Raw genomic sequence first — 19,491 nt, 5'->3', positions numbered from 1 at the left:
CGGGCACGGCGGTGCCATGGAGCCGACCGGCGACGCCTCGCTCACGTTCATCGGCACGGCGACGACGCTGCTGCGCCTCGGGCGCTTCACCCTGCTGACGGACCCCAACTTCCTGCACCGGGGGCAGCGGGCGTACCTCGGCAAGGGGCTGTGGTCCAAGCGCCTGACCGACCCGGCGCTGGGCGTCGAGGAGCTGCCGCGCCTGGACGCGGTCGTGCTCTCGCACCTGCACGGCGACCACTTCGACCGGGTGGCCCGCCGCGGGCTCGACCGCGCGGTGCCCGTCGTGACGACCGGCAGGGCGGCGGACCGGCTCGGCAGCTGGGGCTTCACCGCGCACGGCCTGCCGACGTGGGGGCGCTGGTCGATGCGGCAGGGGGACGAGGAGCTGACCGTGGAGGCGCTGCCGGGGGTGCACGCCCGCGGGCTCATGGGGCGGCTGCTGCCGCCGGTCATGGGGAGCCTGCTCACGCACGCGGTGGGCGGGGAGGTCCGCCGGCGGGTCTACCTCAGCGGCGACACGCTGACCGGGCCGCACCTCGACGCGGTGCACGAGCGGCACCCCGACATCGACGTCGCCGTGGTCCACCTCGGGGGGACCCGGGTCCTCCTGCACACCGTGACCATGGACGACGGCCAGGGCGTGGACTTCCTGCGCCGGGTGCGGCCCCGCCAGGCGGTGCCGGTGCACCACGACGACTACGGGGTCTTCCGCTCGCCGGTGTCGGACTTCCTGGCCCGGGCGCGCAGCTTCGGCACCGCCACGCAGGTGCGGCCCGTGGCGCGCGGCGAGACGATCGTCCTGCCGTGAGCGGGGACGCGCCCTGGTGGCGCAGCGCCGTCGTCTACCAGGTCTACCCGCGCAGCTTCGCCGACGCCGACGGCGACGGGGTCGGCGACCTGCGGGGGGTGCTGCAGCGGCTCGACCACCTCGCCGACCTCGGGGTCGACGTCCTCTGGCTCTCGCCGGTCTACCGGACGCCGCAGGACGACAACGGCTACGACATCAGCGACTACCAGGACGTCGACCCGGCCTTCGGCACGCTCGCGGACCTCGACGCCCTCGTCGAGGGGCTGCACGCGCGCGGCATGAGGCTCCTCATGGACCTCGTCGTCAACCACACGTCCGACGAGCACCCGTGGTTCGTGGAGTCCCGGTCCTCGCCAGTCAGCCCGAAGCGCGACTGGTACTGGTGGCGCCCGCCGCGCGAGGGGATGGCGCCCGGCGACCCCGGCGCCGAGCCCACGGACTGGCGCTCGTTCTTCTCCGGCTCGGCCTGGCAGCTGGACGAGGCCAGCGGTGAGTACTACCTGCACCTCTTCAGCCGCAAGCAGCCGGACCTGAACTGGGAGAACCCGGAGGTCCGCGCCGCGGTGCACGCGATGATGCGCTGGTGGCTCGACCGCGGGGTCGACGGCTTCCGCATGGACGTCATCAACCTCATCAGCAAGGACCCCGCGCTCCCCGACGGCGTGCCCGACGGGCGGGGCCGCTGGTCCGACGGGTCGGCGGCGTACGTCTGCGGCCCGCGCATCCACGAGTTCCTCCAGGAGATGCACCGCGAGGTCTTCGCCGGCCGGGAGGGCGCGTTCCTCACCGTGGGCGAGATGCCGGGGGTGACGGTGGAGGAGGCCCGCCTGTTCACCGACCCGGCGCGGCGCGAGGTCGACATGGTGTTCCAGTTCGAGCACGTCGGGCTCGACCAGGGCGCGTCGAAGTGGGACGTGCGACCGCTGCGCCTCACCGACCTCAAGGCCTCGTTCGGCCGGTGGCAGGCCGGGCTCGCCGCGACGGGCTGGAACAGCCTCTACACGAGCAACCACGACCAGCCGCGGGTCGTGAGCCGGTGGGGCGACGACGGGCGGTGGCGCCGCGAGTCGGCGACCGCGATCGCGACCGTGCTGCACCTGCACCGCGGGACGCCGTACGTCTACCAGGGCGAGGAGATCGCCATGGCGAACGCGCCGTTCGCCTCCGTCGACGACCTGCGCGACATCGAGTCGCTCAACCACTGGCGCGAGGCGGTGGAGCACGGCGACGACCCCGAGCGGGTCATGGCGTCGCTGCGGGCCATGGGGCGCGACAACGCCCGTACGCCGATGCAGTGGGACGCCTCGCCGCAGGCCGGCTTCACGGCCGGCGAGCCGTGGATCGCCGTCAACCCCGACCACGCGGAGTGGAACGTCGCGGCCCAGCGGGACGACCCGCACTCCGTCCTCGCGCACTACCGGCGGCTCGTCGCCCTGCGGCACGAGGACCCGGTCGTGGCGCACGGCGACTTCACCATGCTGCTGCCGCACGACGAGCAGGTGTACGCCTTCACCCGCCGGCTCGGCGACGTCGAGCTGCTCGTGCTCGGCAACCTCTCCGGCGAGCCCGCGGTCGCCGGCGTCGACGCGTCGTGGGCCGGTGCGGACGTCGTGCTCGGGAACTACCCTGCCGGCGGCGGGCAGGGGCTGGCCCTGGCGCCGTGGGAGGCCAGGGTGCACCGGCGCACCCTCGGGTGAGGGGGTCGCGTGGGCGAGGGCACCAGGCCGGTGGAGCCGGGCGTGGTCCGCGACCTGCGCGGCGAGCTGTCCTACGGGTCGTACCTGCACCTCGACGCCGTGCTCGGCGCGCAGGCCCCGCTGAGCGACCCGCCGCACCACGACGAGCTGCTGTTCATCGTCCAGCACCAGACCTCGGAGCTGTGGCTCAAGCTCGTGCTGCACGAGCTGCGCGCCGCCCAGGACCACCTCGCGCGGGACGGCCTGCGCCCGGCGCTCAAGGGCCTGGCCCGGGTCAAGCACGTCCTGCGGGTGCTCACCGACCAGTGGGCGGTGCTGGCCACCCTGACCCCGTCGGAGTACGCCGGCTTCCGCGGGGCGCTGGGGCGCTCCTCCGGCTTCCAGTCGTACCAGTACCGCGCGGTGGAGTTCGTGCTCGGCAACAAGGACGCCGCGATGCTCGAGCACTTCGCGCACGACCCCGGGGCCCGCGACCTGCTGCGCGACGCCCTCGAGCGGCCCAGCCTCTACGACGAGTTCCTGCGCCTCGTCGCCCGGCGCGGGCTGCCCGTCCCGGACGACCTGCTGCGCCGCGACGTCACCCGCGCGCACGTCATGGCGCCGGGCCTGCTCCCCGTGCTGCGCGAGGTCTACCGGGACCCCGGGCGGCACTGGGACCTCTACGAGGCGTGCGAGGAGCTCGTCGACCTCGAGGAGGGCTTCCAGCTGTGGCGGTTCCGCCACCTCAAGACCGTCGAGCGGGTCATCGGGAGCGGGCCCGGCACCGGCGGCTCGTCGGGGGTCCGCTTCCTGCGGGCCGCGCTCGACCTGACCTTCTTCCCGGAGCTGTACGCCGTCCGGGCGGAGGTCATCCGCTAGGGGTTCGCCGCGCGGCCACCCGCGCGACGCCCGGGCGTCCGGCACGGGTGCGAGGGTCCCGGCCCGTGACCCGCCTCCGCACCGCAGCCACCGCGCTCGCCCTCGCCGCCGTCTTCACCCCCGCGGCCCTGCCGGCCTCCGCGACCGCCACCGCCCCCGCCGGGCGCCCCGACCCGACGGGCCTCGAGCTCATCGGGCAGGAGATCTTCGCCAGCGGCACCGAGTACCGCGGCACCCGCGTCGGCGGCCTGTCCGGGCTCGTCCGCGACCCGCGCACCGGCCGCTACCTCGCCGTCTCCGACGACCGCAGCAGCATCGACCCCGCCCGCTGGTACACGCTCTCCATCGACCTCGCCGACGGCCGCCTCGACGAGGGCGACGTCCGCTTCCGCGGCGTGACCACGCTGCGGCAGCCGGGCGGGCGGCCGTACCCGGAGAACGGCCTCGACACTGAGGGCATCGCGCTGCTGCGCGACGGGCGCGTCGTCGTCACGTCCGAGGGCGACGCGACGGCCCTCGTGGACCCGTTCGTCGGCGTCTTCCGGCGCGACGGCCGGCGCGTCGCGTCGTTCCCGGTCCCCCGCTCGTTCCGCCCGACCGCCGACGCCAGCAGCGGCATCCGGAACAACCTCGCGCTGGAGAGCGCTGGCACCTCGCCCGACGGGCGCTGGCTGTTCACCGCGACGGAGAACGCGCTCGCCCAGGACGGCCCCGCGGCGAGCGAGCAGGCGGGCAGCCCGAGCCGCCTCCTGCGCTACGACGCCCGCACCGGGCGGCTGGACCGGACCGTCGTGTACGAGACCGAGCCGGTCGCGGCGCCCGCCTCCCCGGCGGGCGCCTTCTCCACCAACGGCCTCGTCGACGTCCTGCCGCTCGGCCGGGACGAGGTGCTCGCGGTGGAGCGGTCCTTCTCCACCGGCGCGGGCAACACCATCAAGGTCTTCCGGGCGAGCCTGCGCGGCGCCACCGACGTGACGCGGGTCCCCTCGCTCGCCGGCCACGACGGCCCGGTGCGCGCGGTGCGCAAGGAGCTGCTGCTCGACCTGTCGACCCTGGGCATCCTGCTCGACAACGTGGAGGGCATCGCCTGGGGCCCGGTGCTCCCCGACGGGCGCCGCTCGCTCGTGCTCGTCAGCGACGACAACTTCTCGGGCACCCAGTTCACCCAGTTCCTCGCCTTCGCCGTCGACGAGGGCTGAGCCGCCGTCCCCCTGCGGGACGCAGGAGGGGGCGCCCCCGGAGGCTCGGGGGCGCCCCCTCGGCGTGCGCGCGGTCGTCGGTCAGCGGACCAGCGACGCCTCCGCCACCCGGTCGAGGACCCGCTGCAGCAGCGGGTTCGGCAGGTCGGCCGGCACGGCCGCCGCCCGGGTGCCCGCCCGCGGCAGGGGCACCGCGTCGCCGTCGACCGGCCCGTCGACCGGGTAGACCGCCCGGTCCTCCGGCAGCGGCGAGGTGCCGCAGACGGTGTCCCGCCCCGGCAGCTCCCCGCCGAAGACGAAGCGGTCGCCGATCGCCTCCGCGCAGGCCGAGGCCGAGCCGACGTACTGGCCGTGCTGGCCCTCGTCGTCGATCGCGACGAAGCGGGTCGCCCGCCGCGTCGCCTCGTGGCTGCGCAGCGCGCCCTCGTACGCCGTCGCCGGGTCGAGCTCGCCCTGGACCATGAGCATCCGCGGGGCGCCGGCGAGGTCGACGTCGCGGTCCTGCGGGGCGTACGGCCAGAAGGCGCACATCGGCACGCCGTTGAGGTAGCCGTAGAACCGGTAGCGCTCGGCCATCCGGTCGGCCTCGCGCTGGTACCACCGCGCGCTGCGGTCCCAGGCCGTGTCGTTGCAGCGGACGGTGGTGCCCACCGCGCCGAGGTCGAACGGCGCGTCGCCCGGCGCCGCCAGCGCCGCCGCCCGCGCGTCCGCCAGCGCCTCGGCCCCGCCCGCCGGGGCCTCCGCCGCGAGCGCGGGCGCCGGGGTCACCCCGTACCGCGAGCGCAGGACCGCGAGCGTCTCGTAGCGCTGCAGCTCCGGGGCGATGCGGGCGTACGCCGCGTCGACGTGCCGCAGCTCGACCTCGCCGCTCCCCGACGGGTCCTGCACGTACTCGTCGTGGACGAGGATGTCGAGCGTGGCCCGGACGAAGCGCGCGTTGCCGTAGATCGCGCTGGCGACGTTCCCGTCGAGGCCGTCGCCGCGCACCGCGCTGCCCTCGGAGCGGGTGAGCTGGACGAGGGCCGCGCGGATCGCCTCGTACCGCGCGAGGACCCGCGACGGGGTGCTGCCGAGCCCCTCGACCTGGTCGGCGTGCCGGGCGATCCACGGCAGCAGCTGGGTGTCGCGGCGCCGCTGGAACGAGAACGGGTCGAAGTTGACGTTCTCCCACTGGGTGCGGGTCCAGTCCATGTTGGAGTCGAGGACGAACCGGCCGGTGCGCTGGGGGTACGTGTCGGCGTACCAGCTGGCGAGCCAGGTGCCGTAGCTGTAGCCGATGAAGTCGAGCTGGCGGGCACCGAGCAGCGCGCGCACGAGCTCCATGTCGTAGACGGTCTGCTGGCTGCTGACGAACTGCCCGAACTCCGTGGCCGCGCACGCCTTGGCGAGCAGGCGGGCCTCGGCGAGCTCGGCCCGGTGCGTCTGGCGGGTGCGCTCGCGGTAGTCCGGGGTCGTCGGCAGCGCTGCGAGCTCCCCGGTCGTCGTCAGGCAGCGCAGCGGGGTGCTCTGGCCGAAGCCGCGCGGGTCGAGGCCGACGAGGTCGTAGTCGGTGAACAGCTGGGGCTTGTCGATGGCGAGCGAGGCGCTGAGCGTGAGCCCCGCCCCGCCCGGGCCGCCGGGGTTGGTCATCATGAGGCCCTGCGAGGTGCCGGTGGCCTCGGAGTACGCGATCGCGACCTCGATGTCGGGGTGGGCGTCGGGCGCCGCCCAGTCCATCGGGGCCCGGACCTTCGCGCAGCGCGTCGTGGGGGCGCCGGGCGCCAGCTGCTTGACCGCCGCGTCGAACGAGCACGTGCTCCAGGCGATCTCCTGGTCGAGGTAGCGCTGCGGGACCGCCGGCACGGGAGGGTCGGCGGGGGCGGCAGCGGCGCCGGGCGCGGGGGCTGCGGTGGCCGGCCCGGCCAGGCCCGTGAGCCCGGACGGGAGCAGGGCCGCGGCGGCGACGGCCGCGACGAGGGGCGCGCGGCGGCGGGCGCGCGCGGGGAGGGCGGGTCGCACTCAGGTCTCCTCGGGGGTGGGAGGGACGCCAGGGTGAGCAGACAACCACGCGCTGTGAGTGGTTGTCACCCCTCCGCCTCGGGGTGCTTGACTGGCCGGCGTGGCGGACGGGTCGGACGGGGCGAGCGGGGCGGCCGGCGCGCGGCGGGACGTGGGGCTCGTGCTGCACCCCCGGCGGGACAGCGCCGAGGCCGTGGGCGCGGTCCTGGCCTGGGCCCGCGGCAGCGGCCGGTGCGTGCTCGCGACGCCGGACGAGGCGCAGCGCCTGCCCGAGGGCGTGGAGGTCGTGGGCGCCGAGGAGCTCGCCGCCCGCTCCGGGCTGCTCGTGAGCCTGGGTGGCGACGGGACGATGCTGCGCGCGCTGCGGGGGGCGTACGGGCACGGGACGCCGGTGCTGGGGGTGAACCTCGGCAAGCTGGGGTTCCTCGCCGAGGTCGACGTGCCCGAGCTCGCGGACGCGCTGGCGGTCGTGGAGCGCGGGGAGCACGAGGTGGAGACGCGGGTCGCCGTGCGCGTCCGCGTCGGCGGGACGGTGCGCACCGCCTTCAACGACGTGGCGCTCGTGCGGCACCCCGGCGAGGGCAGCGCCGCGGTCTCCGTCGTCGTCGACGACGAGCCGTTCGTGCGCTACGCGGCCGACGCGCTCGTCGTCGCGACGCCGACCGGCTCCACCGCGTACGGCTTCTCCGCCGGCGGCCCCGTCGTGTCCCCCCGGGCGCAGGGGCTCGTCGTCGTCCCGGCGGCCGCGCACTCGTCCTTCAACCGGGCGCTGTTCCTCAGCTGCTCGGAGCGGCTGTGCCTCGAGGTGCTGGACCGCAGCGGACCGCTCGCGGTCGAGGTCGACGGCAACGTGGCGGGCCGGCTCGGGCCGGGGGACCGGCTGCCCGTCGAGGTGGACCTGCACGGCGGCTCCGTCGTGCGCGTGGGCCGACGCTCGTTCTACGCCCGGGCCCGGCGCAAGCTGCGCGTGACCGACTCCGCGGAGCTGGGCTAGCCCGTACGGGTGCCCCGGGCCGGTCCGCCGGCCCGGACGGGCCACCCCGGACAGCGCAGCAGGCCCGGGTGCGCCCGGCCGATCACTCCTGCAGAGGCACGCCGGCAGGAGGTCGACGTGCGGTACGCGCCGCGAGGCAGCACGGAGGCACCCATGAGCAGCACCACGAGCACGACCGGCGAGCACGGCGCCGGGGCCACCGTCCGGGTGGACGTCTTCCACGTCGCGGGCGAGGAGTTCTACCGGGACGTCGTCGAGCGCCCGAGCGGGGCGCGCAGCGCCTGCCGCTACCACCACCTCAGCCGTGCGGAGGCGCGCACCTGCGGCCGCCTGCGCTCGCAGGCCCAGGCCGCCCCCGCGGCCGGCCGCTCGCGCGTGCTGCTGGGCCGCCGCCGCGAGCCCGCCGCGGCGACCGTCCGCGAGGCGGTCGAGCGCCTCGTCGAGAGCGGCTCCTCGGCCGTGACCGTCGAGGACATCGTCGCCGAGTGCCGCCCGGGCTCGCTCGGCCGGCACCCGCGCGAGGTCGTCGCCGCCGTCGTGGCCGAGCAGCTCGTCGAGGACGGCGCGGTGCGCCCGCTGCGCGCGGCGCAGGACGGGCGCTTCCTCGTCAGCCGCTGACCGGGCGCGCTGCGACCGCCCGCGGCGTCAGTCCCCGGTGCGCCCCGCGCGCAGCCCGTCGAGGAGCAGGTCGAGCAGGCGCCCGGCCTGCTCGCGCTGCGCCGGGCTGCCCGGGGCGCCGGGGCTCGCCGGGTCGCCGGTGACCAGCGAGACGCCGCTCACCGCCTTGAGGACGTCCTCGGGGCCCACGTCGGCGCGCAGCGCACCGGCGGCGGCGGCCGCGCCGAGGATCTGCTCCACGGCCGCGTGCAGGCGCTCCCGGCTCACCGCGTACGGGTCGCCGCCGCCGGCGACGACGGCGCGCAGGGCGTCGGCCATGCCGCGCTTGGTCGTCATGTAGTCGACGAAGCGGTCCATCCAGTGCCGCAGGGCCACGTCCGGGGGGTGCTCGGCGAGGAGCTCGCCGGCGGCGGCGGCGAGGCGCTCCACCTCGTCGCGGTACGCCGCCTCGACGAGCGCCTCGCGCGTCGGGAAGTGCCGGTAGAGGGTGCCGATGCCGACGCCGGCCTCCCGGGCGATGTCCTCGAGGGGGACGTCGCGCCCCGGCTGGGACAGCGCCCGCACGGCGACGCGGAGCAGGCGCTCGCGGTTGCGCCGCGCGTCGGCGCGCAGCGGCCGGGCGGCCTCGGGGGTCACGGGTCGCTCCTCGGTGCGGCGGGGACGTGGCTTGCGATCCGGAGGGTCCTCCGGTTAGTGTCGTGGTCGTACCGGAGGTTCCTCCGGTACCCAGCCTAGCCCGCCCCGCGCAGCACGACGCGGGGCCGCGAGCAGGAGGCCCGCATGACCACCACCACCCCCGCCCCGCACCTGCCCTTCGGCGCCACGACGACGGCCGCCGAGGTCGTCGACGGCGTCGACCTCGCCGGCCGCCGCGCCGTCGTCACCGGCGGCGCGTCCGGCATCGGCGTCGAGACCGCGCGGGCCCTCGCGTCGGCCGGCGCGCAGGTCGTCCTCGCCGTCCGCGACACCGCCGCCGGCGCGCGCACCGCCGCCGGCATCGCCGCCTCGACCGGCGGCCCGCCCGTCGAGGTCCGCCCGCTCGACCTGGCCGACCGCGCCTCGGTCGCGGCGTTCGTCGCCGCCTGGGAGGGACCGCTCCACGTCCTCGTGGCGAACGCCGGCGTCATGGCCTCCCCGCTGCGGCGCACGCCGCAGGGCTGGGAGGGCCAGCTCGCCACCAACCACCTGGGGCACTTCGCGCTCGCGACGGGGCTGCACCCCGCTCTCGCCGCCGCCGGCGGGGCGCGCGTCGTCGCCGTCAGCTCCGCCGCGCACCTGCGTGCCGGCGTCGACCTCGACGACCCGCACTTCGAGCGCCGCCCGTACGACCCCTGGGTCGCCTACGGGCAGTCCAAGTCGGCCAACGTCCTGTTCGCCGTCGAGGCCGCCCGGCGCTGGGCGGACGACGGCGTCGTCGCCAACGCCCTCATGCCGGGGGCCATCCGCACCGGGCTGCAGCGGCACGTCGACGAGGAGGAGATCGCGCGGCTGCGCGCCGCCTCCGGCGGGGCGGCCGCGCAGTGGAAGACCGTCGAGCAGGGCGCCGCCACATCGGTGCTCCTCGCCGCGTCGCCCCTCGTCGAGGGCGTCACGGGCCGCTACTTCGAGGACTGCCAGCCGGCCGGCCCCCACCGCCCGGGCACCCGTACGGGCGTCGCCGCCCACGCCAGCGACCCCGGGACCGCCCGGCGGGTGTGGGACTGGTCGCTGCGGAGCGTCGCGTGAGCCCGCGCGAGCACGTCCGTCTCGTCGAGGTGCACGACGGCCCCGACGGCACCTCCCGCTGGGTCGACGTCGTCGAGCGGCCGGGCGCGACGAGCAGCTGCGTCCACCACCACGCCACCCGCGAGGAGGCCTGCGCCTGCGGCCGGTCGCGCAGCCGCGCAGCGCAGCTCGGGCACGGCCGCCGGGTCCTGCTCGGCCGGCACCGCACGGGCGCGCTGCACCGCTGAGGCCATCCGCCGACGACCACCGCGGGCGGACCCCGCGGTGGCCGTCCCGGCGCGGCTCAGCGCGGCTCCGTGCGGCTCAGCGGCGCAGCTCCTTGCGCGGCGCGAGGGTCGCCCCCGCCTGCGCGAGGCCCGCGCCTGCGCCGGCCACCGTGCGGGCGTCCTCGCGCTCGGTCACCTCGACGACCCTCGAGCGCGGCCCGGCCTCGCGGTAGTCGTACCCGTCACTGGTCTGGCCGAGGACCGTCGCCGACGCGCGCCCGGCGCGCAAGGCCCACCCCGTCGTGCTGTCGAGCTCCGCGGCCCAGCGCGCGCGCCCCGAGCCGGGGCACGTGGTGAGGACGAACGCGTCCCCCCGGGCGACGGCGCGGCCCACCCGCTGGCTGACGGAGAGCTGCACGGCGACGGCGAACGGCGGCGAGCAGGCGACCGTCCCGCGCACGAAGAGGCGCCCGGACACCTCCCCGGTGGCTGCCGAGGTCACCCGCACGACCGGTGCCGGCGGGAGGCCGGGGCGGTAGAAGGACAGGACCGCTCGCCCCCCGGCAGCGTCGGGGCCGCAGCAGGCGCTGACCGCGATCCAGTACGTCGTCCCCGCCTGGGCGTCCACCTCGGCCACCGACCACAGGTCCACCGAATCGTCGACGCACGCGACGAGGCTCCGCTCGGCCCGCGGTCCGCTGAAGACCGCGAGCACCGTGTCGTAGGAGCTGCCGACCGTGCTGATGCGCACCCGGCCCGCCTCGGTCGGGGTGTACCGGTACCAGACGCTGCTCCCGAGGACGCAGTCCCCGTCGTCGGCGCTGCTGGTCGCCTCCCCAGTGCTCTGCACGAAGCGGCTCGGCACCTCCCGGACGACGCGGGCTCGCTCGACGGCGTCGTTGCCCGGCGGCGCCGCCTGGGCCGGTGCCGCGAGCGGGACCAGCCCGACGACGGCCACGACCGCCACCATCCCGCGGCGCAGGAGTCCTCGACGTGCCATGGAGCCACCTCCCCCGGTCGGGGTCCGCCCCGTCGCGGACCCGTCACGGAGAGGCAACTCCTTGCGACGATCATGGGCAATGGCTCGGCCTGACTAGGCCGTGCCGACGTGCTGGGCGCCCACCACGACGGGCGGGGGACCTGCCGGTCAGGCGTGCGGCTGGACGTCCTGCTCGAAGAGGCGGGGGAACGTGCCGGTGTGCGCGGCGCGCAGCTCGCCGATCGTGACCGAGAACAGCCCCTGCACGTCGAGCAGCGCGTCGTCGCCCTGCCCGTCGGTGACGCCGATGCGCACGAAGGGGAAGCGGCGGGCGGTGCACATGTCGGAGAACCGCACCTCCTCCTCGCGCGGCACGGCGACGACGGCGCGGGCGGTCGACTCGGAGAACAGGGCCACGAACGGGTCGAGGTCGTCGGGCAGCCAGATCCGCGCACCGGTCCCCCGCCGCAGGCAGGCCTCGACGAGCGCCTGCGCCAGCCCGCCGTCCGCGAGGTCGTGCGCCGCGTCGACGAGCCCGTCGCGCGAGGCGTTGACGAGGATCTGCGCCAGCGTGCGCTCGGCCGCGAGGTCGACCTGCGGCGGGAGCCCGCCGAGGTGCCCGTGCAGCGCGTGCGCCCACTCCGAGCCGGCGAGCTCGTCGCGGGTGGTACCGAGCAGGTAGACCTGCTGGCCCTCCTCGCCGAACCCGATCGGGGTGCGCCGGGCGACGTCGTCGATGGTGCCGAGCACGCCGACCACGGGGGTCGGCAGGATCGCGACGTCGCCGGTCTGGTTGTAGAAGCTGACGTTGCCGCCGGTCACCGGCACGCCCAGCTCCCGGCACGCGTCGGCCAGCCCGCGGGTGGCCTCCGCGAACTGCCACATGACGTCGGGGTCCTCCGGCGAGCCGAAGTTGAGGCAGTTCGTCACCGCGAGCGGGGTGGCGCCGGCCGTCGCGACGTTGCGGTACGCCTCGGCGAGCGCCAGCTGCGCGCCCGCGTACGGGTCGAGCTTGGCGAAGCGCCCGTTGCCGTCGGTGGCCAGCGCGACGCCGAGCCCGGTCTCCTCGTCGATGCGCACCATGCCGGCGTCCTCGGGCTGGGCGAGGACGGTCCCGCCGAGGACGTAGCGGTCGTACTGGTCGGTGACCCAGCGCTTGTCCGCGAGGTTCGGGCTCGCGACGAGGCGCAGCAGGACGTCGCGCAGCCCGTCGCCGTCGGCCGGCCGGGGCAGCGACGCCGGCGCGTCGGCCTGCAGGGCGTCCTGCCAGCCCGGGCGGGCGTACGGGCGCTCGTAGACCGGGCCCTCGTGCGCCACGCTGCGCGGCGGGACGTCGACGACGAGGTCGCCGTGCCAGGTGATCTCGAGCCGGTCGCCGTCGGTGACCTCGCCGATCACCGTCGCCGAGACGTCCCACTTCGCGCAGATCTCGAGGAACCGCTCGACCTTCGACGGCTCGACGACCGCGCACATGCGCTCCTGCGACTCGCTCATGAGGATCTCTTCCGGCGAGAGCGAGGGGTCGCGCAGCGGCACCCGGTCGAGCGCGACGCGCATGCCGCCGTCCCCGGCGGACGCGAGCTCGCTCGTGGCGCAGGACAGCCCGGCGCCGCCGAGGTCCTGGATGCCGACGACGAGGTCCTCGGCGAAGACCTCGAGGCAGCACTCGATGAGCACCTTCTCCATGAACGGGTCGCCGACCTGCACGCTGGGGCGCTTCGTCGGGCGCTGCTCGTCGAAGGTCTCCGAGGCGAGCACCGAGACGCCGCCGATGCCGTCGCCGCCGGTGGTCGCGCCGAAGAGGACGACGAGGTTGCCGGCGCCGGTCGCCCGCGCGAGCTTGACGTCCTCGTGGCGCATGACGCCGACGCAGAGGGCGTTGACGAGGGGGTTGCCGGCGTACGACGGGTCGAAGACGACCTCGCCGCCGATGTTCGGCAGGCCGAGGCAGTTGCCGTAGCCGCCCACGCCCGCGACGACGCCGGGCAGCACCCGGCGGGTGTCCTCGGCGTCGGCCGGGCCGAAGCGCAGCGGGTCCATGACGGCGACCGGGCGCGCGCCCATGGTGAGGATGTCGCGCACGATGCCGCCGACGCCGGTCGCGGCGCCCTGGTACGGCTCGACGTACGACGGGTGGTTGTGCGACTCGACCTTGAAGGTCACGGCCCAGCCGCCGCCGACGTCGACGACGCCGGCGTTCTCGCCCATGCCGACGAGCAGGGCGTCGCTCGCCGGGGCCTTCTCGCCGAACTGGCGCAGGTGCACCTTGCTCGACTTGTACGAGCAGTGCTCGCTCCACATGACGCTGTACATCGCCAGCTCCGAGGAGGTCGGGCGGCGGCCGAGGATCTCGCGGATCCGGGCGTACTCGTCCTCCTTGAGGCCGAGCTGCGCCCAGGGCTGCTCGACCTCAGGGGTGGCGCCCGCGTCCCTCACGCTGTCGGTGCTCACGCGGACACCACCTGGTGCAGGACGGAGGTGAAGAAGCCGAGGCCGTCGGTCGTCGGGCCGGTGAGCGCCTCGACCGCGTGCTCGGGGTGCGGCATGAGGCCGACGACGTTGCCGCGCTCGTTGGCGATGCCGGCGATCTGGCGCATGCTGCCGTTCGGGTTCGGCCCGACGTAGCGGACCACGACCCGGCCCTCCCCCTCGAGCCGGTCGAGCGTCGCCTCGTCGGCGACGTAGCCGCCCTCGCCGTTCTTCAGCGGGACGACGACCTCCTGCCCCTCGGCGTAGTCGGCCGTCCAGGCCGTCGCGGTGGACTCCACGCGCAGGCGCTGGTCGACGCAGACGAAGCGGCGCACGTCGTTGCGGATGAGCGCGCCGGGCAGCAGGTGCGACTCGCAGAGCACCTGGAAGCCGTTGCAGATGCCCAGCACCGGCAGCCCGCCGTGCGCCGCCTCGACCACGCTGCGCATGACCGGGGCGAAGCGGGCGATGGCGCCGCAGCGGAGGTAGTCGCCGTACGAGAACCCGCCGGGCAGCACGACCGCGTCGACCCCGCGCAGGTCGTCGTCGCCGTGCCACAGCACGACCGGCTCGCCGCCGGCGACGCGCACGGCCCGGGCCGCGTCGCGGTCGTCGAGGGAGCCGGGGAAGGTGACGACCCCGACCCTCATGCCTCGACCCGCACGGTGAAGTCCTCGATGACCGGGTTGGACAGCAGCGTCTCGGCGGCCCGGCGCACCTCGGCGAGGCGCTCCTCGGTGACCTCGCCCTCCACCTCGAGCTCGAAGCGCTTGCCCTGGCGCACCGAGGCGATCCCCTCGAAGCCGAGCTTGGGCAGGGCGCTGGCGACCGCCTTGCCCTGCGGGTCGAGGATCTCCGGCTTCGGCATGACGTCGACGACGACACGGCCCATGGGTGGCGCTCCTGGGTCGGGGTGGGAGGCGAGCTCCGGCGGGGCTGGGGTCCTGCGGGGGCGGCGGTGCCCGCCGTGCAGCCTACCGAGCGCCCGGCGGCAGCCCGCCCGGCTGCCCCGCGCCGGCCGCGCCATGCACCGCGCCCGGGCGCGTCCCACCTGCTGGGACGCCCAGCGACGATCGGGTAACGGTCCGCTTGCAGTCGCGCGAAAGGGGGTCCCGGGCGCGGGGCCCGGCGACCTAGCGTCCGTCCCGTGACCCGCCGTGCGCTCGCCGTGCTGGCCGGCCTGGTGGCCGCCGGCGCCGTGGCGTGCACCGGAGCCTCCCTCGGCGGTGGCGCCCGCGGCGCGACGCCCGACCCCGTCGTGGCCCTCGACGAGGGCGCGCGCACGCTCGGCCTGGCCGTGGGCGACGGGCGGGTCTGGGCGGTGGACCCCGCCTCGGGGACGCTGCGCCGGGTCGACCCCGCGACCGGGCGGGTGGAGAGCACCTGGGTCGTCGGCGGGACCCCCCGGCGGCTGGCCTGGCTGGACGGGACGGTCTGGGTCACCGCGGCCGGGCGGCGGGCCCTGCTGCGCGTCGACACCACCACCGGCGACGAGACGGAGGAGCTCGAGCTCGACGGGCAGCCCGAGGACGTCGTCGCCGCCCACGGCGGGCTCTGGGTGACGCTGCCGGAGCAGGGCGAGGTCGTGCGCATCGACCCGTCGACGCGGCTCGTCCTCGACGTCGTGCCCCTCACGCCCCGCCCGACGCTGCTGACGGCGGGCGCGGACCGGCTGTGGGTCAGCGACCCGGCAGCGGGCACCCTGACCGCCCTGGACCCGCAGGGGCGGCGCGCGGCGCGGCCCACGACGCCGTGCGGGCCGGGGTCGGGGGCCCGCGGCGGCCCCCGGGGGGCGTCCTCCGACGGGCGGGTGCTCTGGGTCGCCTGCCCGGACGGGATCGTCGAGGTCGACGAGCGCAGCGCCCGGGTGCTGCGCCGGGTGCCGCTCGCCGGCCGCCCGGTCGACGTCGCGCACGCCGGCGCCGGGCGGCTCGTGGTGGTGCTGGCCGAGCACGGCGCGCTCGTCGTCGTGGACCCCGCGGACCCGCCGGAGCCGCCCGAGCCCGGCGCCACCCCGGGGGCGGACGACGGCCTGCCCCGGCTCCTCCCCGCGCGCACCGCCGGCCCGGAGGCCGAGGTGCTCGTGCACGACGGCGTCGCCTGGGCGTCCGGTGACGGGGTGCGCGCGGCGCCGCTGGGCGCCGGCTGAGCTGGGCGCCGGCTGAGCCGGGCGCCGGCTGAGCCGGGCGCCGAGCGGGCCGCACCGCGGGGGCGCCGGGCCAGCGGCGCCTCAGCGCGCGGCGGTCCAGGCCTCCCAGGCGCTGGCGACCATGGCGCGCAGGTCGTGCTGCGCCCGCCAGCCGAGGTCGCGCTCGATGGCCGCCGGGCTGGCCACGAGCCGCGCCGGGTCGCCGGGGCGGCGGGGGGCGATCTCGGGCTCGACGTCCAGGCCGGTGACCTCGCGGACCACCGCGAGCACCTCCTTGACCGAGGCGCCCTCGCCGCGGGCCACGTTGTAGACCGCGGACGGGCCGCCGTCGCGCAGGCGCTGGGCGGCGACGACGTGGGCGTCGGCGAGGTCCGCCACGTGGATGTAGTCGCGGACGCAGGAGCCGTCGGGCGTCGGGTAGTCGTCCCCGAACACCTTCGGCGCCTCCCCGCGGTCCAGCGCGCGGAACACCATGGGGATGAGGTTCGCGACCGCGGTGTCCCCCAGCTGCGGCGAGCCGGCCCCGGCGACGTTGAAGTAGCGCAGGCTGGTCCAGCGGGTCCCGCGGGCGGTGGCGAGGTCGCGGAGCATCCACTCGCCGACGAGCTTGGTCTCGCCGTAGGGGTTGATCGGGGCGGTCGGACCGTCCTCGACGATGACGTCGCTGTCGGGCGTGCCGTAGACCGCGGCGCTGGAGGAGAACAGGACGTCGCGCACGCCCTCCTCGTCGACCACGCGCAGCAGGCTCTCCAGGCCGCCGACGTTCTCCCGCCAGTAGAGCAGCGGCTCGGCGACCGACTCCCCCACGGCCTTCTTCGCCGCGAGGTGCACGACCCCGGTGACACCGTGCTCGCGGAACGCCGCGCGGACCGCGTCGGTGTCGAGCACGCTGGCCCGCACCAGCGGCACGCCCTCCGGCAGGCGCTCCGGGACGCCGGAGGACAGGTCGTCGAGGGCGACGACGTCCTCGCCCGCAGCGCGCAGGGCGTGCGCGACGTGCGCGCCGATGTAGCCGGCACCGCCGGTGAGCAGCCAGGTCATGCCGGGACCCTACCGATCCGGGTTCACGTGAAACGGCGGCCGGTGAGGCGCTCGTACGCCTCGACGTAGCGCGCCCGGGTCCGCTCGACGACCTCGTCCGGCAGGGGCGGCGGCGGTTCGTCCGAGGAGCGGTCCCAGCCCGACGCGGGCGAGGTGAGCCAGTCGCGGACGTACTGCTTGTCGAACGAGGGCTGGGACCGCCCCGGCTGCCACTGGTCGGCGGGCCAGAAGCGCGAGGAGTCGGGCGTCAGCACCTCGTCGCCGAGCACGAGCGTGCCGTCGCCGCGGCGGCCGAACTCGAGCTTGGTGTCCGCGACGACGAGCCCCCGCCCCCTGGCGACGCGCTCGGCGCGCTCGTAAACGGCGAGGGTCAGCGCGCGCAGCCGGGCCGCCAGCGGCTCGCCGACCTGCGCCGCCACCTCGGCGTAGCTGACGTTCTCGTCGTGCTCGCCCAGCGCCGCCTTCGTCGCCGGGGTGAAGACGGGGCGCTCCAGGCGGCTGCCGTCCACGAGGCCCGGCGGCAGCGCGACCCCGCAGACCGCGCCCGTCGCGCGGTAGTCCGCGAGGCCGGAGCCGGTGAGGTAGCCGCGGGCCACGCACTCCACCGGCACCATGTCCAGCCGCTCGCAGACCATGGCGCGGCCGGCGAAGCCCTCCGGCACGTCGGTCGAGACGAGGTGGTTCGGCACGAGGTCCTCGAGCTGCTCGAACCACCACAGCGAGAGCGCCGTGAGCACGCGGCCCTTGTCCGGGATCGGGGTCGGGAGCACGTGGTCGTACGCCGAGACCCGGTCCGAGGCCACGACGAGCAGGTGGCCGTCGTCGAGGGCGTAGAGGTCGCGGACCTTGCCCGAGTAGAGGTGCTGCACCCGCGCATCCTCCCGCGTCGGGCATGATGCGCGCGGGGGTGGGGCCGGGTGGCCGAGCTGGTGGTGGACGGGCAGCGCGTCGTGCTGCGCCTGTCCGGGTGGGAGCGCTTCTCCGCGCTCCGCCGCGGGGACGTCGTCGTGCCGCGGACGGCGGTGGGCTCCGTACGGGTCGTCGAGGACGTCCTCGCCGAGGTGCGCGGCCTGCGCGCGCCCGGCCTGGAGGTCCCGCGCGTCGTGCGGGTCGGCACCTGGCGCCGGCGCGGTGCGCCGCCGGACTTCGTCGTGGCGCGGCGCGGGGAGCCGGGGCTCGTCGTGGAGCTCTCCGGCGAACGCTGGGGCCGGCTCGTCGTCGGTACGCCCGACGCCGTCACCGCGCGCGAGCTGGCCCTGCGCCTGCTCGGGCAGCAGCCCCGCTAGAGGATCGCGCCGGGGACGTACGCGGCGGCCTGCGGGTGCCGGCGCACGACCTCCTCGACCCGCGCCGCGACGGCCCGGACCTGCGCCTGCGCGGCGCCGGTGAAGGACAGCGGCTCGGCGACGAGGGCCTCGAGGTCGGCGGGCGCCAGGCGCAGGCGCTCGTCGGCGGCGAGGCGCTCGAAGAGGTCGTTGCCCGCGGCCCCGCCCTCGCGCATGCCGAGCGCGACGGCGACCGCGTGCTCCTTGACCGCCTCGTGCGCCGCCTCGCGCCCGACCCCCGCCTTGACCGCCGCCATGAGCACCTTCGTCGTGGCGAGGAACGGCAGGTAGCGGTCGAGCTCGCGCTGCACCACCGCTGGGTACGCGCCGAACTCGTCGAGCACGGTGAGGAACGTCTGGAACAGCCCGTCGGCGGCGAAGAACGCCCCCGGCAGCGCGACCCGGCGCACCACGGAGTCGCTGACGTCGCCCTCGTTCCACTGGTCGCCGGCGAGCTCGCCGACCATGGAGAGCATGCCGCGCAGCACGACGGCGAGGCCGTTGACCCGCTCGCAGGAGCGCGTGTTCATCTTGTGCGGCATCGCGCTGCTGCCGACCTGGCCGGGCTGGAACCCCTCGGTGACGAGCTCGTTGCCGGCCATGAGGCGGACCGTGGTGGCCAGGCTCGACGGGCCGGCGGCGGCGTGCACCAGCGCGCTCACCGCGTCGAAGTCGAGCGAGCGCGGGTAGACCTGCCCGACGCTGTCCAGCACGCGCTCGAAGCCCAGGTGCGCGGCGACCCGCTGCTCCAGCTCGGCCAGCCGGTCGGCATCGCCGCCGAGCAGGTCGAGCATGTCCTGCGCGGTGCCCATCGGGCCCTTGATCCCGCGCAGCGGGTAGCGCCCCAGCAGGTCCTCGAGGCGCTCGTACGCGGGCAGCAGCTCCTCCGCCGCGCTGGCGAAGCGCTTGCCCAGCGTGGTCGCCTGCGCCGCGACGTTGTGGCTGCGCCCGGCCATGACGAGGGCCTCGTGCTCCACGGCGAGGCGCGCGAGCCGGGCGAGCGTGGCGACAACGCGGTCCCGGACGAGCACGAGGGACTCGCGCACCTGCATCTGCTCGACGTTCTCGGTGAGGTCGCGGCTCGTCATGCCCTTGTGGACGTGCTCGTGCCCGGCCAGCGCCGTGAACTCCTCGATCCGCGCCTTGACGTCGTGCCGCGTCACCCGCTCGCGCTCGCGGATGCTGCCGAGGTCGACCTGCTCGACCACCCGCTCGTACGCCTCCACCACGCCGTCGGGCACCTCGACGCCGAGGTCGCGCTGGGCGCGCAGGACGGCGATCCACAGCCGGCGCTCGAGCACGACCTTCTGCTCGGGCGACCACAGGCGGGCCAGCTCCGCGGAGGCGTACCGCGAGGCGAGGACGTCGGGGATGGCGCTCTGGGCGGCGGGGGTCGGCACGGGCCCATCCTCCCGCAGCCGG

General features: G+C 76.3%; 19 protein-coding genes. 10 read left to right on the top strand and 9 right to left on the bottom strand.

Going from position 1 to position 19,491, the window contains the following annotated elements; genetic code table 11:
• Positions 1–16: 16 nt before the first annotated feature.
• The 4 genes from D5H78_RS15215 (at position 17) to D5H78_RS15200 (ending at position 4,565) form a co-directional block, all read left to right on the top strand.
• Entirely contained in the window at positions 17–811 is a 795-nt protein-coding gene (locus tag D5H78_RS15215; RefSeq protein WP_119951332.1) for an MBL fold metallo-hydrolase, read from the top strand.
• A complete protein-coding gene (locus tag D5H78_RS15210; RefSeq protein ID WP_119951331.1) occupies positions 808–2,508 on the top strand; it encodes a glycoside hydrolase family 13 protein in 1,701 nt (566 codons plus the stop codon). The genes D5H78_RS15215 and D5H78_RS15210 overlap by 4 nt, the downstream gene beginning before the upstream one ends.
• A gap of 9 nt (positions 2,509–2,517) precedes the next feature.
• Positions 2,518–3,366 (top strand): tryptophan 2,3-dioxygenase, encoded by an 849-nt coding sequence (locus D5H78_RS15205; protein WP_119951330.1) that lies wholly within the window; start codon positions 2,518–2,520, stop codon positions 3,364–3,366.
• Between the two features lie 65 nt (positions 3,367–3,431).
• The gene (locus tag D5H78_RS15200; RefSeq protein WP_165865764.1) at positions 3,432–4,565 is read left to right on the top strand and encodes an esterase-like activity of phytase family protein; all 1,134 of its coding nucleotides are present in this window, start codon (positions 3,432–3,434) and stop codon (positions 4,563–4,565) included.
• Positions 4,566–4,646: 81 nt separating this feature from the next.
• On the opposite strand, the gene D5H78_RS15195 is transcribed toward D5H78_RS15200, so the two are convergent.
• Positions 4,647–6,563 (bottom strand): alpha/beta hydrolase, encoded by a 1,917-nt coding sequence (locus D5H78_RS15195; RefSeq protein ID WP_218566661.1) that lies wholly within the window; start codon positions 6,561–6,563, stop codon positions 4,647–4,649.
• Positions 6,564–6,663: 100 nt separating this feature from the next.
• Between D5H78_RS15195 and D5H78_RS15190 the strand changes: the two genes are divergently transcribed.
• Positions 6,664–7,557, top strand: a complete 894-nt coding sequence (locus D5H78_RS15190; protein ID WP_218566660.1) for an NAD(+)/NADH kinase — start codon at positions 6,664–6,666, stop codon at positions 7,555–7,557.
• 153 nt (positions 7,558–7,710) lie between these two features.
• Positions 7,711–8,175, top strand: a complete 465-nt coding sequence (locus D5H78_RS15185; protein ID WP_133412076.1) for a hypothetical protein — start codon at positions 7,711–7,713, stop codon at positions 8,173–8,175.
• Between the two features lie 27 nt (positions 8,176–8,202).
• Here D5H78_RS15185 and D5H78_RS15180 read toward each other — a convergent pair whose 3' ends face one another.
• Entirely contained in the window at positions 8,203–8,811 is a 609-nt protein-coding gene (locus D5H78_RS15180; RefSeq protein ID WP_119951327.1) for a TetR/AcrR family transcriptional regulator, read from the bottom strand.
• A 144-nt stretch (positions 8,812–8,955) separates the two neighbouring features.
• On the opposite strand from D5H78_RS15180, the gene D5H78_RS15175 reads away from it, so the two are divergent.
• The gene (locus tag D5H78_RS15175) at positions 8,956–9,900 is read left to right on the top strand and encodes an SDR family NAD(P)-dependent oxidoreductase (protein ID WP_119951326.1); all 945 of its coding nucleotides are present in this window, start codon (positions 8,956–8,958) and stop codon (positions 9,898–9,900) included.
• A complete protein-coding gene (locus D5H78_RS15170) occupies positions 9,897–10,127 on the top strand; it encodes a hypothetical protein (RefSeq protein WP_119951325.1) in 231 nt (76 codons plus the stop codon). Before D5H78_RS15175 ends, D5H78_RS15170 begins: the two co-directional genes overlap by 4 nt.
• A gap of 76 nt (positions 10,128–10,203) precedes the next feature.
• Here the strand turns inward: D5H78_RS15170 and D5H78_RS15165 are convergent, their stop codons facing one another.
• The 4 genes from D5H78_RS15165 to purS all read right to left on the bottom strand — a co-directional run bounded on the left by D5H78_RS15165 (position 10,204) and on the right by purS (position 14,446).
• Entirely contained in the window at positions 10,204–11,106 is a 903-nt protein-coding gene (locus D5H78_RS15165) for a hypothetical protein (RefSeq protein ID WP_133412075.1), read from the bottom strand.
• A gap of 147 nt (positions 11,107–11,253) precedes the next feature.
• Complete coding sequence (gene purL / locus D5H78_RS15160) at positions 11,254–13,536, bottom strand: phosphoribosylformylglycinamidine synthase subunit PurL (RefSeq protein WP_119951323.1); 2,283 nt, start codon at positions 13,534–13,536, stop codon at positions 11,254–11,256.
• A complete protein-coding gene (gene purQ / locus D5H78_RS15155; RefSeq protein ID WP_119951322.1) occupies positions 13,533–14,204 on the bottom strand; it encodes a phosphoribosylformylglycinamidine synthase subunit PurQ in 672 nt (223 codons plus the stop codon). The genes purL and purQ overlap by 4 nt, the downstream gene beginning before the upstream one ends.
• On the bottom strand, positions 14,201–14,446 hold the full coding sequence (gene purS, locus D5H78_RS15150) for a phosphoribosylformylglycinamidine synthase subunit PurS (protein ID WP_119951321.1): 246 nt from the start codon (positions 14,444–14,446) through the stop codon (positions 14,201–14,203). The genes purQ and purS overlap by 4 nt, the downstream gene beginning before the upstream one ends.
• A gap of 255 nt (positions 14,447–14,701) precedes the next feature.
• Between purS and D5H78_RS15145 the strand changes: the two genes are divergently transcribed.
• Positions 14,702–15,703 (top strand): Vgb family protein, encoded by a 1,002-nt coding sequence (locus tag D5H78_RS15145; RefSeq protein WP_119951320.1) that lies wholly within the window; start codon positions 14,702–14,704, stop codon positions 15,701–15,703.
• Between the two features lie 81 nt (positions 15,704–15,784).
• On the opposite strand, the gene galE is transcribed toward D5H78_RS15145, so the two are convergent.
• Complete coding sequence (gene galE / locus D5H78_RS15140; RefSeq protein ID WP_119951319.1) at positions 15,785–16,744, bottom strand: UDP-glucose 4-epimerase GalE; 960 nt, start codon at positions 16,742–16,744, stop codon at positions 15,785–15,787.
• A 23-nt stretch (positions 16,745–16,767) separates the two neighbouring features.
• A complete protein-coding gene (locus D5H78_RS15135; protein ID WP_119951318.1) occupies positions 16,768–17,613 on the bottom strand; it encodes a phosphoribosylaminoimidazolesuccinocarboxamide synthase in 846 nt (281 codons plus the stop codon).
• 48 nt (positions 17,614–17,661) lie between these two features.
• Here D5H78_RS15135 and D5H78_RS15130 point away from each other — a divergent pair, with 48 nt between their 5' ends.
• Positions 17,662–18,030, top strand: coding sequence for a hypothetical protein (locus tag D5H78_RS15130; protein WP_119951317.1), 369 nt, complete (start codon positions 17,662–17,664; stop codon positions 18,028–18,030).
• Here the strand turns inward: D5H78_RS15130 and purB are convergent.
• Positions 18,027–19,469, bottom strand: coding sequence for an adenylosuccinate lyase (gene purB, locus D5H78_RS15125; protein ID WP_218566659.1), 1,443 nt, complete (start codon positions 19,467–19,469; stop codon positions 18,027–18,029). The genes D5H78_RS15130 and purB overlap by 4 nt on opposite strands.
• Positions 19,470–19,491 lie beyond the last annotated feature (22 nt).

This window comes from Vallicoccus soli (assembly GCF_003594885.1).
Taxonomy (GTDB): Bacteria; Actinomycetota; Actinomycetes; order Motilibacterales; family Motilibacteraceae; genus Vallicoccus; species Vallicoccus soli.
Note: the sequence above shows the minus strand (reverse complement) of the source record. Positions and strands in the feature narration are given on the sequence as shown.